Here is a 12,789-nt window from a genome sequence, read left to right as displayed (position 1 = left end):
TTATTAATTAACAGAGGAATTGTTCATGAGCCAAATCGTTGACATCCGTGCGCGCGAAATTTTGGACTCTCGTGGTAACCCAACCATCGAAGCGGATGTTATTTTAGACTCTGGGGTTGTTGGTCGTGCATGCGCACCATCAGGCGCTTCAACAGGTTCTCGTGAAGCACTTGAACTTCGTGATGGTGATAAATCACGTTACTTAGGTAAAGGTGTGCGTACCGCAGTACAAAATGTGAATAACGATATTCGCAATTTGCTTGTTGGCCAAAGTACATTTGAGCAAAAATCACTTGATGAACAAATGATTGCGCTTGATGGCACTGAAAACAAAGCAAAATTGGGTGCAAATGCAACATTGGCTGTATCTCTAGCAGCAGCACGTGCAGCAGCAACTGAACAAAAACTTCCATTGTTCCAATATATCGCAAACTTACGTGGTCAAACCACTTTGTCTATGCCAGTGCCAATGATGAACATCTTAAATGGTGGTGCACATGCAGATAATACGGTTGATATTCAAGAATTTATGATTGAGCCTGTAGGTTTTACATCATTTGCTGAAAGCTTGCGTGCTGGTGCAGAAATCTTCCATGCGTTGAAATCTGTATTGAAAAAGCAAGGCTTGAACACTGCTGTAGGTGATGAAGGTGGTTTTGCACCAAACCTTCGTTCAAACGAAGAAGCGATTACTGTGATTCTTCAAGCAATTGAACAAACTGGTTATAAAGCAGGTTCTGACATCATGTTGGCACTTGACTGTGCATCTTCAGAATTCTACAAAGATGGTCAGTACATCCTTGCAGGTGAAGGTAACAAAGCATTTACAAGCAATCAGTTTGCTGACTACCTTGCTGGTTTGGCTAAACAGTACCCAATTATCTCAATTGAAGATGGCTTGGATGAGTCGGACTGGGAAGGTTGGGCTTACTTGACTTCAATCTTGGGTGACAAAATCCAGTTGGTTGGTGATGACTTGTTCGTAACCAATCCGAAGATTTTACAACGTGGTATTGACCAGCACGTTGCAAACTCAATTTTGATCAAGTACAACCAGATTGGTACTTTGACTGAAACCCTAGATGCAATTTACCTTGCAAAAGCAAATGGTTACAGCACTGTTATTTCACATCGTTCAGGTGAAACAGAAGATTCAACTATTGCTGACTTGGCTGTAGGTACTGCTGCAGGTCAAATCAAAACTGGTTCACTTTGCCGTTCTGACCGTGTGTCAAAATACAACCAATTACTTCGTATTGAAGAATTGACTCAAGCGATTTATCGCGGTAAAGCTGAATTTAAAGGTTTGAACTAAGCTTTATGTTGATGTTTTGGAAAGAGACCTTTAACTCTTTTTCAAGTCGTATCATATTGTGCCTTGCGATCGTTTTGGTCGCAGGGTGTCAATATATGTTCTGGTTTGGTGAGGATGGTTATTATGATCATAAAAAACTCATGCAACAAATCCAGCAACAGACTGAAGTGAACCAAGAACTCAAAGAACGTAACCGTATCTTGGGTGCAGAGGTTTACGATTTGAAAAATGGTGCAGAAGCCATAGAAGAACATGCGCGTTTGGACTTGGGGTTAATTAAACCACATGAAACCTTTGTACAAATGAGCACGATTAGCACACAGTATCAATCGACGTATGTTGACCCAAATAAGCAGAAAGATTTAGGTACCAATGAAGATGAAGACAGCCCAGACATGCACTAAACTTTGGGCTATTATTCCCGCTGCGGGCTCAGGCCGCAGATTTTCACCCACCGAATTAAAACAATATCAAAAAATTTTAGATCAGACCGTGTTGGAACATAGTGTGGCACGGTTGAATAAACTTCCTTTAGCAGGTTATGTGCTTGCGATTAACTCACAAGATCAATTTGCCAAACAGTTACCACTTGCTTGTCCTGAACGCGTACATTTTTGTGAAGGTGGGCGCGAACGTGTTGATTCTGTGCTGAACGCTTTGCAGTATTTGCAAGCTTTTGCAGCCGATGATGACTATGTGTTGGTACATGATGCAGCGCGTCCGTGTATTACACTAGAGTCTTTACAGGATTTGGTTGAACAAGCGCAGCAGCAGGCTTGTAGTGCTATTTTAGCGACTCCTGTACGTGATACCTTAAAGCGTGTTGCCAATCAGCAGCAGATTGAAACCACCGTGAGTCGTGATGCACTTTGGCAGGCACAGACACCACAGATTGCTCGGTTTTCTGTATTAAAAGCAGCTATAGAGCAGGCATTGGCAGCAGAAATGAATATTACTGATGAAGCTAGTGCGCTTGAATTTGCTGGGCAGCCTGTTATTGTGGTGCAAGGGCGTTCTGACAATATTAAAATTACTTACCCTGAAGATCTGCACTTGGCTGAGCTTATATTAACGGCTCAACAAAAATAGACAAATATTTTTCCTCTATCTGCACATTAATCATAAAGGCGATAAATGCCAGTAAAGCGTTGGCAATTCTGTTTTGCCACATGATTGGTACTGGTCACCACTAATAAGGTTTTCTGATAATTAAATTGATACTGACAGGTGGTTTCATTGTTGGTGACTTTTGTTTTGTCTGTATTGTTTAAATACGCCAGAAAAGCAAAACTGAGCTTATCGAGGCTGGCATTGGGATTTCGATACATCCAGCCTTCAATTTTCATTTTATTCTGATCAAGTTGATGAATCTGCAAATAGGTCTGTGGCTGGGAAATTTTCCCATGATGATATTTGATAAAATGCTGAGTGAGACTTTGGTTTAAAGCGCTATAGGCATTTAAGTCTTCGGCGCGTAGATTAAATTGCTGTTCAAAACAGTTTTTGCTTTTGCACTGTTTTAAACGGGAATGCCACATATGTTGAGTATCTTGTAATAAGCGTAATGGCGCATTGGTGACCAGATTTGAGGTAAAGTACAGCTTATTGATCTGGTCAACTTGAGTTTTATATTGTGTTTTACAGTAGTTTGGATGTGATTGATTGCTACATAAGGGCTGATAGGCATAGCTCGAAGAGCATGCTAATACGCTGAGCAAAACCATACAGCCAAATGCTTTATTGGTATAAAGATTAAAATTCAACGACATGATCGCTTATACTTTGACGAGATGATGCTAGCGCTAACTATAGCGAATCAGCGATAACAAACACAAGTCTTGATAAAGGATGTTTAGCGTGGTTACAAAAATTCGAATTGGTCAAGGTATGGATGTTCATGCTTTTGAAGACGGTGAGTTTGTCACTTTGGCAGGAATTCAGATTCCACATACTCAAGGGTTAAAAGCACATTCAGATGGCGATGTAGTGTTGCATGCACTCTGTGATGCGTTACTCGGTGCATTGGCGCTCGGTGATATTGGGCAGCATTTTCCAGATACAGATCCCGAGTTTAAGGGTGCAGATAGCCGCAAGTTATTGCAGCATGTTTATCAACTGATTTTGGATCGTGGTTATGTGTTGGGTAATGCAGATATGACCGTTGCGTGCGAACGTCCAAAATTGGCGAAATATAATCTGGATATGCGTCAAAGTGTGGCAGATGTGCTTGATGTAGATGTATCACAAATTAGCATTAAAGCCACAACAACTGAAAAATTGGGCTTTACAGGGCGTCAGGAAGGGATTTTGGCGACTGCCACCGTATTGTTAGTGGCAGCAAGCTGATCTATAGGGCATTCACGAGAATGCTTTTGTTCCCATGAGGGCTTGTTGAAGTTCAAGCGTTGCTTTGCGCCCTTGCAGCTGTAAGGCAACATTGTGAATCAAACCTGTCCAGGTATCATTTGGTTCCCAGATTTGATGCATCGATTGCTGTGCCTGTTCAATATCGACATTCATATAATACTGACGATATAAATACATTAAGGCACTAACACGATAATTTTTCGAGCAGTGAATCCAGATACTTTGTTGTTTAAGGAGAAAATTTAAAGTATCAAGCACAAACAGAGCCTGTTCCGAGTCGGGAAGTTCCCAGTCAATCGGTAGGTGAATATAGTTTAGCCCTAATTCAAGGCAAATCTTATCTTCATGTTCAAGTGCATTGCTGGCATCGCTTAAAGCCAAATTAATAACAGTATTGATTCCATACGCTTTAATCAGTTTGAGTTGTTCAACGGTCGGTTGCCCAGAACTGAGTAGGCGTTCATGAATATACTGAAAATTAGTGGTCTGGCTAAGCGCGCGTTCTAAACTGTTCATACGATGATCATTCATAAAAAACGCCATCTTGCTGATGGCGTATTGTCAAATAACTAGCGGTTTGGTAAGACGTCTTTCAATGCATCGTGCATTTCAAGCAACGTTTTTTCCGTGGTCTCCCAGTCAATACAGCCATCAGTAACTGATTTGCCATATTCAAGTTCACAAAGATTTTCTGGAATATCTTGGCGTCCACCTTTAAGGTGACTTTCCACCATCAAGCCCACAATTGACTTGTTACCATTGATGATTTGCTCAGTAACATTTTTGAGAACAAGTGGCTGTAAGTACGGGTCTTTGTTAGAATTGGCATGGCTGGCATCAATCATGATCTTGTTGCTGACTTTTGCTTTTGCCAAAGCCTGTTCTGCTTCTGCAACAGAGGTTGCATCGTAGTTTGGCTTGCCGTTACCACCACGCAATACCACGTGTGCGTATGGGTTACCATTGGTGCGAATCACAGAAACCTGACCATCTTCATTTAAACCGAGGAAGCTGTGTCCGTGTTTAACGGCTTGCATGGCATTGGTTGCGACGGTTAAACCACCATCTGTACCATTTTTAAAGCCAACAGGTGAAGATAGACCTGAAGACATTTCACGGTGAGTTTGGCTTTCTGTAGTACGCGCGCCAATCGCTGACCATGAAATTAAATCATGTAAATATTGTGGTGAGTTTGGATCGAGCGCTTCAGTTGCACAAGGTAAACCCACTTCATTGAGTTCAAGCAATAGTTTACGACCAATGCGCAGACCTTTTTCAATATTGAATGAATCATTCATATCCGGGTCATTGATCAGGCCTTTCCAGCCAATTGTTGTACGCGGTTTTTCAAAATAAACACGCATAACCAAATAAAGAGTGTCTTTAACTTTTTCACTAAGTGCTTTAAGACGTTCAGCATATTCGTGTGCGGCTTTAGGATCGTGAATTGAGCATGGTCCAATCACGACAAATAAGCGTTTATCTTCACCATCCAAAATCTTGCGAATCGTTTCACGTCCGTTAAGCACAGTTTGATAAGCCTTCTCTGAAAGGGGAAGTTCTTCTTTTAATTGTGCTGGAGTAACAAGCGGTTGGATGCTTTGGATATTGATGTCATCAATATCGGCTGACGTAATAGAATGGGACTGTAAACTATTCATTGCCTTCACTGGTTAAAAAATAGGATCATCTGGATGAGTCTGACTATAGCATGCTTTCAGAAACAAAAGATGATCGTAGCGCTAAATCTTTGGATTAAAAACGTCTATTAGTCTAATGCCCGACAGCATTAAGCATGTTGTTGGGAACTGTTTACAGGCTGAACGAGCATTGCAGTTTCAGCTTTTGGTTTCGGCTTTTCTTTGACAGGATGCAAAATAAAGTTAATCCCGAGCAATAACAGGGTAATCCCTAAAATTTTACGAATCATTTTTTCAGGCAATTTTGAGCTGATGAGCGTACCAAAAATAATTGCAGGAATAGAACCAATCAGTAACCAGCCGAGTAAATGAAAGTCCACGTTGCCAGAACTCATGTGAGCAATCCCCGCAACGAAAGTCAGTAATACCGCATGTGCAACATCAGAGCCGATAATCCGAATCATAGGTAGATTTGGGAAAAGCAGAATCAGCGCCATAACACCAAATGCACCCGCACCAACCGATGATAAGGTCACGAATACACCCAGTACAATTCCCATAAGAACCACATAAATGCGGCGCTTGCCTGTCAAAATTAATTCTGTGGACTGAGGTTCTTTTTTACGGAAACGGTTAAAGAGTTTCTCGATTTTTGAACGGAAAATAATGGAAATACCAGTCAAGGTCAACATAAAGCCCAAGACCATGGTCAAGACTGCTTTATATTCAGAGGAATGGCTTAAATAGTGTTCTAGTACCCAGTGCGTAGCAAATGACGCTGGAATACTGCCTAAAGCCAACCATGAAACAATTGGCCAAACGACGTTGAATTTTTTGGCATGAACGATTGAACCACAAAATTTAGAAATGGAGGCATAGATCAAGTCAGTACCAATTGCGATATGTGGTTCGATTTTAAATAAACTGATCAGCATTGGAGTCATGAGTGAACCACCACCAACACCTGTGATCCCTACACAAAAACCCACCAGCATGCCTGCTAAAATAAACTGAACCGCATCAACCATGATCATGTGCCATTATATAAATTTATGCATATATTAGGATTTTTTATGAAAAAACGTACTCATAAAAAATGATTTGCTTATTCAAAAAAAGAATAAATAATTTTTTGATTATAAAATAATGATTTTTAATGAATTTTTGATTTAGGTATTTAAAAATACCAATAAAAATCAATTCACTACTTTAAAAAATTAAAGGGAGGATGATCAATTGAAAAACTTCATTCAAAATCATTGTGCCACTTTTCGAGAGTTTTAAATATTTTTAAAAGCCAGAAGCCTTCGTATTACAGTCGAGAGGGGTGTCGTGTGTCTAAAAATGAAGACATTTGCGCTGAAAAGATCAATAAAAAAAGCCATCTCTAGATAGAAATGGCTTTTGGTTTTTATGGTAGCAGGTAAGTTATAGGGCAACGCCACCTGTACCAAAGGCTTCACTGTGGATATTTTCTTGTGGAATACCGAGAGCTAGCAAGGCTTTATTTTGAATTTGCATAAATGGCATTGGGCCACATAAATAATAATCAGCATTTTCAGGTAACCATTTACGATCTAGTGTCGATAAATCTAGACGACCTTTCGCATGGTAGTCTTGTCCCAACACATCTTGTTGCTCAGGATGCTCATAAGCAACAAAGACATTTAAATTATCATGCTGCTCTGCCAATCCTTGAATGGCATTTTTCATGGCATGTACTCGTGAACCACGTGTTGCATGAATGAAATGAACAGATGGTTTAGCTTCTGTCGGACTAAACTGTGCTTTGATTTTTTGCCAGAATGATATTTTTGCACTTGGATCAGTATTTTCTGTTAACAACTGGTTCAACATGGCAACCATTGGTGTCAAGCCAACACCTGCACTAATTAACACATTGGTTTTTTCAGGGTTAACCAAGAAGAAGTTACCTGTTGGTGCAGAAAGTTCGACAACGTCATTGACGTTTAAGTGCTGGTGTAAAGTTGAAGAAACATAACCAGGATCTTGTCCTTCAACTTTGGCATTTTCACGTTTTACTGAAATACGGAAATAGTTGCCTGAAGCGCAGTCTGACAAGCTGTATTGACGTGGTTGTTTAATACCTAGTTCAGGAACAAGTACACGCACAGTTACATATTGACCTGCTTTATATTCAGGTAATGCACCGCCATCTTTTGGAACCAAATAGAACGAGGTAATTTCATCACTTTCTTTGACTTTTTTAGAGATAACAAAATCACGCCAGCCTAACCAGCTACCTTTAGTTTGTTGATGTTCTTGATAAATTTTCTGTTCAGTTGCAATAAACAAATCTGCAAGTTGTCCGTATGCTAGACCCCATGCCTCAATCAGTTCGTGATCCATTGGAATACTGAGCACTTCACTAATCGAGTGCAACAGGTTTTCACCGACAATGTCATACTCAGGTGCTTGAATATTCAGACTGACATGTTTGTGGCAAATCAGTTCAACAACAGGTGCAAGTACGCTAGGATCTTCGATGTTTTCAGCATATGCCAATACCGCCCCCGCAAGTGCTTTTGCTTGCGCGCCGCTGCGTTGATGACCCATGTTAAAAGTTTCTTTTAACTGTGGATTGTTGGTTAGCATACGGTTATAAAAATAATCTGTAAGCGCAACCCCGTTTTCACGCAAAACTGGAACAGTTGATTTAATGAGGTCAATTTGATGTTGGCTTAACATAACGAATACTCGCACGTTTTTTATAAGATGTATTTAAAATACATCTTATATTGATTTTCCGTCAAGCATTACAGAAAATAAAAAATTAAATTTTTTATAAGATTTTGTTTTTTAATAAAAAATAATTGAAAAACCAATCATTTTGATTGGTTTTAAAAACCTTATAAAATCAGACTAAAATGGTCAGTATTTGAATTTGACAGGACACTATAATTGGTAGGCATATCTGAGTAACCTTGCGCTTGAGATAGGTCTGTCAGATATTTTTTCCTGCTACATTATTGTGATTTATTTGCAAGTTGGCAGGTCATTGAACTCATGATTTGCCACCAAGCTCAGCAGGGCATAAGCATCCTGCTGAAGCGGATGATCGGGGGGATTTCATCTCGACGCTGTCCATTTGACGTTCGCATCGATCTTAGATTTTTGCAATCGTGGTCTCGTATGAGTGGTTAAAATATTGAAGTTTTATGTTAGTAGGTCATGATGTGGGTGAATGCTGTTTTGGTATTTTCAGATTAAATTTACCGTTGTATGTTTGAGTGTAATTTTTCAGCATAATGATGATTGAAAGTGATTTGCAGAAATATATGAGAAGAGAACAAGTGTTTTATATTCAAACCAAGCATGAAGTAACGTCTAGAAATCTTTTATAATATTGTCGATGACACACCCAAAAGGAAAACATTCTTGCAAAAACGTAAATTGAGAATCGGCATTGTCGTCGGTGAGGTTTCAGGAGATACGCTTGGGGCTGAACTGATGCGTTGTTTCAAAGAGCAGGGTGTTGACGTCGAATTTGAGGGTATTGGCGGTCCACAAATGATTGCTGAAGGCTTTCAGAGTTTTTATCCGATGGATACTCTTGCTGTCATGGGGTTGGTTGAAGTCTTAAAAGAACTGAAGCAATTATTTGCTGTACGTGATGGTTTGGTTGAACGTTGGCAAAACAATCCTGTTGATATTTTTATTGGAATTGATGCCCCAGATTTTAATTTACGTTTGTCTAAGCGCCTAAAACAAAAACAGCTTCCAATTAAAACTGTGCAATATGTCAGTCCTTCTGTATGGGCATGGCGACAAAAGCGTGTATTTGGTATTAAGCAAAATATCGATTTGGTCATGTGCTTGTTTCCATTCGAAAAAGCCTTTTATCAAAAGTATCAGGTTCCTGCGATTTTTGTTGGGCATCCGCTAGCGAAACAGTTACCACTCAGTAACCCGATTCAGCAAGCTCGACAAGCGCTTAATCTTCCTGAACAAGCCAAATATATTGCGTTGTTGCCAGGGAGTCGCCGTGGAGAAGTAGAGCGACTTGCGCCTTTAGTTTTTGGTGCAGCACAAATTTTACAAGCCAAATATCCTGAATATGAATATCTTGTTCCTGCAATTAATGCCCAGCGTTTTGAGCAAATTCAGAAAATTTTGGCAAGTTATCCTGAAAGTGTTCGAACAAAAATTCATATCCTCGACAATCAGCATACTGAATCAAAAATTGGGCGTTTGGTCATGGATGCCAGCAATATTGTCGCTTTGGCTTCGGGGACGGCCACACTTGAAGCGATGTTATTGCACCGCCCAATGGTGACATTTTACAAGCTACATTGGTTAACGTATCGCATCATGAAATTCATGATCAAGATTCCGTATTTTTCTTTGCCCAATATTATTGCAGGAAAAAAAGTCATTCAGGAATTGGTGCAGGATCAGGCAAACCCTGAAATCTTGGCAACTGAAATTGAAAAATTGATGAATGTTGAAGTGGCGCAAATACAAGCCATGCAGCATTTAAGTATGCATAAGCAACTGATTTCAGGGGATACCGAAGATCCTGTGCATGCGATTTTGCAATTATTGGCAGTGCGTTAAAATAAAAAAGGCAGGAAATTCCTGCCTTTTTTATGATTTCAAATTTAGGTACGAATAATAATTTCGTAGCCTGTATATTTACGAATATTAATCACGCCTGTATCTAAAATCAGATATTGACCTTTGATGCCTTGCAACACGCCGCGAATCGTGGGGGTTTTGTCGAGATTATGCGATTTGATTTTTTCAGGATATTGCTCGACAGGGTAAACAAATTCGCGCATTTGCTCATTTTCAAGTAATTCAATGCCTTCATCAAATTGCAAATTTTGGCTAAATTCATCACGAATACGTTGAATTTTTGGCGCAAATTCCTCAACCAGTTGTTCACGAACTTCAACCAAATCTAGCGGTTCAGCTTCGCCTTTCAGTAATTTGCGCCAGTCGGTTTTATCTGCCACTTGTTCACCAAACATAATTTCAAGCTGACCCGACAAGCGCCGTGAGCCGACTCGCATAATCGGCAAAGCCTGAGTTGCGCCTTGATCGAGCCAGCGGGTTGGCATATGTGTGATACGGGTAATCCCGACTTTTAAAGCACTTGAATTGGCTAAATAGACAATGTGCGGCTGAAAACAGACATTTTGTGCAAACTCATCTTCACGGCAAGTCCCGAGATGATAATGGCAAGTTTCAGGCTTCATGATGCACATGTCGCAAGATGCTTTGGTTTTAAAACATTTGAAACAGTGACCTTGTGAATAGGATTTTGGGGTTTTTGCACCGCAAGACACACAAAAAATCTGCCCAGTCCATTCAATTTCAAGCTCTTGGCCTAAAGTAAAGGGTAAATTGATCTGAGATTGGTCTAGAATAAAGCTGTATTCAACATGCGCTTTTTGAGTGTTCTGTTCGGTTACACTATGGTTGGCTAAGTCGGCATGCATTTTGTGACAAATGCCTTGTAATTCCATATCAATTTCTCTCTAACTCAGATAAAGGTGCAGTTTATGGCTGAACAAAATGTCATCACTTCAATGCTAGACGATTTATGTCAGGAGCAGCCCATTGAAACTGCATTGTGTATTGGACAGGATCTTTGCCAACACGGCTTACAACACTCAATTGACTGGCAATATTTTAACGTATCTGATTTTTTAAGTCTGCCATTTACCCGTCGCTATGACTTGGGTTTTATTTTGCTCGACACACCAGCAATGCAGAATTTAAGTGAAGCTGAAAAGTCACAGCTTTTAGTCAAGTTGCGTGACCTTATGGCAAAGCGCTTAGTAGTTGTGTGTCAAAGCCAAGACGTCAAGTTGATGCGTGCTTTAGGCTTAACCCAAATGCTGGATAAAACTCAGCAACAGGGCAGTATTAGCTTGTGGCAATTTAATATTTTGACTTACAAGCATGTGCCTGACTGGTTCAACTCTAAGTTCTGGGCGAATCCAGAAAACTGGGACAAATTCCGCTGGTAACAAAAAAGCCAAGTCTAACTTGGCTTTTTTTATGCGTTTATTCAGTTATTTAAAGAAATAACCTGTTTCGGGTGAGCTTGCATTTGCCATGCGTTTGCGTGGCATACGTCCAGCTAAGAACGCTTCACGACCTGCTTCAACCGCTTTTTTCATGGCAGATGCCATTAAAATCGGGTTTTGCGCATTGGCAATCGCAGTGTTCATCAACACACCATCACAGCCCAATTCCATTGCAATCGCTGCATCGCTGGCAGTACCCACACCTGCATCGACCAATACTGGAACTTTGGCATTTTCTTTAATAATTGAAATGGTATGTGGGTTTAGAATCCCTAAACCTGAACCAATCAAACTGCCTAGTGGCATAATCGCGACACAGCCCATGCTTTCAAGTTCTTGCGCTACAATTGGGTCATCTGAAGTGTAAACCATGATTTCAAAGCCATCATCGATCAAGGTGCGTGCGGCTTTTAAAGTTTCCATGATATTTGGGTATAAGGTTTTCTCATCGCCCAACACTTCAAGCTTCACCAAGTTGTGTCCGTCGAGAAGCTCACGCGCCAACATACAAGTTCTGACTGCGCTATTGGCATCGAAACAACCTGCGGTATTCGGCAAAATCGTGTATTTCTCAGGTGGAATCACAGAAAGCAAATTCGGTTGGTCTGGATGCTGACCGATATTCACACGACGAATCGCGACAGTGACAATTTCTGCACCACTGGCTTGAATTGCCAGATCGGTTTCATGAAGATCTTTATACTTTCCTGTGCCAACCAATAAACGTGACTGAAAAGTACGTGAACCAATAATTAAAGGAGAATCCTTAAATTGAGCATCTTGCATAATTATGTCCTATTAACCACCACCAACGGCATGAATAATTTCAATATGGTCTTGTGCTTGAATTTGGGTTTGCTCTAATTTTGATTTCGGCACAATCATTTCATTGAGTTCAACTGCAAAGCGTTTATTCTCCAAAGCGAGAGATTGAACCAATGCCAGTAGATTTTCACAGGACGTTTCAGTCGCAACGCCATTTAAAAAGATTTGCATGCTGTCCTCATTTTGCAAATTTCATGGCATTCCACGCCAAGACTAACCAGCCAATAATCATGAAGGTTCCACCAACTGGAGTAATTGCCCCTAAAATACGTGGCAGACCTAAACCCATGACATATAACGAACCACAGAAGAATATAATCCCTATCTGGATGCACACAAAGCTCAGTTTGATCGGAAACTGCGGTGACACTTTTGCCAAAATAGCCAGTGCCAGCAAACCTAGAGCATGATAGAAAAAATAATCCGTTGCAGTATGCCACCAAGAGAGTTGGTCAATGGTTGCTCGAGCTTTTAAGCCATGCGCACCAAAAGCACCAAGTATAACTGCGATCGCAAGATTCAATGCAGAGATTGCAAGCCACATTGCGCTATTCCGTCATGATTTTGCGCTATACCATAACAT

15 protein-coding genes are annotated in these 12,789 nt (G+C 40.4%); 6 read left to right on the top strand and 9 right to left on the bottom strand.

Features of this window, described 5'->3' with window-relative positions; translation table 11 throughout:
• Positions 1-25: 25 nt before the first annotated feature.
• The 3 genes from eno to ispD are packed head-to-tail and all read left to right on the top strand — an operon-like array spanning position 26 to position 2,404.
• Positions 26-1,315, top strand: a complete 1,290-nt coding sequence (eno, locus tag P255_RS08180) for a phosphopyruvate hydratase (protein ID WP_004900507.1) — start codon at positions 26-28, stop codon at positions 1,313-1,315.
• Positions 1,316-1,326: 11 nt separating this feature from the next.
• Positions 1,327-1,719, top strand: coding sequence for a cell division protein FtsB (ftsB, locus tag P255_RS08175; protein WP_035365337.1), 393 nt, complete (start codon positions 1,327-1,329; stop codon positions 1,717-1,719).
• Positions 1,688-2,404: a 2-C-methyl-D-erythritol 4-phosphate cytidylyltransferase gene (ispD, locus tag P255_RS08170; RefSeq protein WP_004900512.1), complete on the top strand. Its 717-nt coding sequence runs from the start codon at positions 1,688-1,690 to the stop codon at positions 2,402-2,404. Before ftsB ends, ispD begins: the two co-directional genes overlap by 32 nt.
• A gap of 26 nt (positions 2,405-2,430) precedes the next feature.
• On the opposite strand, the gene P255_RS08165 is transcribed toward ispD, so the two are convergent.
• The gene (locus P255_RS08165; RefSeq protein WP_004900515.1) at positions 2,431-3,084 is read right to left on the bottom strand and encodes an A1S_1983 family putative colistin resistance protein; all 654 of its coding nucleotides are present in this window, start codon (positions 3,082-3,084) and stop codon (positions 2,431-2,433) included.
• An 88-nt stretch (positions 3,085-3,172) separates the two neighbouring features.
• Between P255_RS08165 and ispF the strand changes: the two genes are divergently transcribed.
• Positions 3,173-3,661, top strand: coding sequence for a 2-C-methyl-D-erythritol 2,4-cyclodiphosphate synthase (gene ispF / locus P255_RS08160; RefSeq protein WP_004900517.1), 489 nt, complete (start codon positions 3,173-3,175; stop codon positions 3,659-3,661).
• Positions 3,662-3,673: 12 nt separating this feature from the next.
• Here ispF and P255_RS08155 read toward each other — a convergent pair whose 3' ends face one another.
• The 4 genes from P255_RS08155 to hmpA form a co-directional block, all read right to left on the bottom strand.
• Positions 3,674-4,198 carry a protein tyrosine phosphatase family protein gene (locus tag P255_RS08155; protein WP_035365336.1) on the bottom strand — a complete coding sequence of 175 codons (525 nt, stop codon included), beginning with the start codon at positions 4,196-4,198 and terminating at the stop codon, positions 3,674-3,676.
• A gap of 53 nt (positions 4,199-4,251) precedes the next feature.
• Positions 4,252-5,343, bottom strand: coding sequence for a 3-deoxy-7-phosphoheptulonate synthase (locus P255_RS08150; protein WP_004900520.1), 1,092 nt, complete (start codon positions 5,341-5,343; stop codon positions 4,252-4,254).
• A gap of 128 nt (positions 5,344-5,471) precedes the next feature.
• Positions 5,472-6,350 (bottom strand): sulfite exporter TauE/SafE family protein, encoded by an 879-nt coding sequence (locus P255_RS08145; RefSeq protein ID WP_004900522.1) that lies wholly within the window; start codon positions 6,348-6,350, stop codon positions 5,472-5,474.
• Positions 6,351-6,750: 400 nt separating this feature from the next.
• Positions 6,751-7,938: an NO-inducible flavohemoprotein gene (gene hmpA, locus P255_RS08140; RefSeq protein ID WP_407637956.1), complete on the bottom strand. Its 1,188-nt coding sequence runs from the start codon at positions 7,936-7,938 to the stop codon at positions 6,751-6,753.
• Positions 7,939-8,721: 783 nt separating this feature from the next.
• Here hmpA and lpxB point away from each other — a divergent pair.
• Positions 8,722-9,900: a lipid-A-disaccharide synthase gene (gene lpxB, locus P255_RS08135; RefSeq protein WP_004900528.1), complete on the top strand. Its 1,179-nt coding sequence runs from the start codon at positions 8,722-8,724 to the stop codon at positions 9,898-9,900.
• Between the two features lie 44 nt (positions 9,901-9,944).
• On the opposite strand, the gene P255_RS08130 is transcribed toward lpxB, so the two are convergent.
• The gene (locus P255_RS08130) at positions 9,945-10,814 is read right to left on the bottom strand and encodes a DUF2797 domain-containing protein (protein ID WP_004900530.1); all 870 of its coding nucleotides are present in this window, start codon (positions 10,812-10,814) and stop codon (positions 9,945-9,947) included.
• A gap of 36 nt (positions 10,815-10,850) precedes the next feature.
• On the opposite strand from P255_RS08130, the gene P255_RS08125 reads away from it, so the two are divergent.
• Entirely contained in the window at positions 10,851-11,321 is a 471-nt protein-coding gene (locus P255_RS08125; protein ID WP_004900533.1) for a DUF6231 family protein, read from the top strand.
• Between the two features lie 45 nt (positions 11,322-11,366).
• Here P255_RS08125 and P255_RS08120 read toward each other — a convergent pair whose 3' ends face one another.
• The 3 genes from P255_RS08120 to P255_RS08110 are packed head-to-tail and all read right to left on the bottom strand — an operon-like array spanning position 11,367 to position 12,750.
• A complete protein-coding gene (locus tag P255_RS08120; RefSeq protein WP_004900538.1) occupies positions 11,367-12,167 on the bottom strand; it encodes a thiazole synthase in 801 nt (266 codons plus the stop codon).
• Between the two features lie 12 nt (positions 12,168-12,179).
• Positions 12,180-12,377 (bottom strand): sulfur carrier protein ThiS, encoded by a 198-nt coding sequence (thiS, locus tag P255_RS08115; protein ID WP_004751558.1) that lies wholly within the window; start codon positions 12,375-12,377, stop codon positions 12,180-12,182.
• A gap of 7 nt (positions 12,378-12,384) precedes the next feature.
• Positions 12,385-12,750, bottom strand: coding sequence for a DUF423 domain-containing protein (locus P255_RS08110; protein ID WP_004900540.1), 366 nt, complete (start codon positions 12,748-12,750; stop codon positions 12,385-12,387).
• Positions 12,751-12,789: the final 39 nt, after the last annotated feature.

Source organism: Acinetobacter brisouii CIP 110357 (genome assembly GCF_000488275.1).
Taxonomy (GTDB): Bacteria; Pseudomonadota; Gammaproteobacteria; order Pseudomonadales; family Moraxellaceae; genus Acinetobacter; species Acinetobacter brisouii.
Note: the sequence above shows the minus strand (reverse complement) of the source record. Positions and strands in the feature narration are given on the sequence as shown.

Bases quoted from the DNA above. Each gene is read 5' to 3' on its own strand.
- P255_RS08165 (WP_004900515.1), bottom strand. From the start codon at position 3,084: ATGTCGTTGAATTTTAATCTTTATACCAATAAAGCATTTGGCTGTATG.
- P255_RS08150 (WP_004900520.1), bottom strand. From the start codon at position 5,343: ATGAATAGTTTACAGTCCCATTCTATTACGTCAGCCGATATTGATGAC.
- P255_RS08130 (WP_004900530.1), bottom strand. From the start codon at position 10,814: ATGGAATTACAAGGCATTTGTCACAAAATGCATGCCGACTTAGCCAAC.
- P255_RS08125 (WP_004900533.1), top strand. From the start codon at position 10,851: ATGGCTGAACAAAATGTCATCACTTCAATGCTAGACGATTTATGTCAG.
- P255_RS08110 (WP_004900540.1), bottom strand. From the start codon at position 12,750: ATGTGGCTTGCAATCTCTGCATTGAATCTTGCGATCGCAGTTATACTT.
- ispD (WP_004900512.1), top strand. From the start codon at position 1,688: ATGAAGATGAAGACAGCCCAGACATGCACTAAACTTTGGGCTATTATT.
- hmpA (WP_407637956.1), bottom strand. From the start codon at position 7,938: ATGCTAACCAACAATCCACAGTTAAAAGAAACTTTTAACATGGGTCAT.
- P255_RS08155 (WP_035365336.1), bottom strand. From the start codon at position 4,198: ATGAACAGTTTAGAACGCGCGCTTAGCCAGACCACTAATTTTCAGTAT.
- ftsB (WP_035365337.1), top strand. From the start codon at position 1,327: ATGTTTTGGAAAGAGACCTTTAACTCTTTTTCAAGTCGTATCATATTG.
- P255_RS08145 (WP_004900522.1), bottom strand. From the start codon at position 6,350: ATGGTTGATGCGGTTCAGTTTATTTTAGCAGGCATGCTGGTGGGTTTT.
- thiS (WP_004751558.1), bottom strand. From the start codon at position 12,377: ATGCAAATCTTTTTAAATGGCGTTGCGACTGAAACGTCCTGTGAAAAT.
- P255_RS08120 (WP_004900538.1), bottom strand. From the start codon at position 12,167: ATGCAAGATGCTCAATTTAAGGATTCTCCTTTAATTATTGGTTCACGT.
- eno (WP_004900507.1), top strand. From the start codon at position 26: ATGAGCCAAATCGTTGACATCCGTGCGCGCGAAATTTTGGACTCTCGT.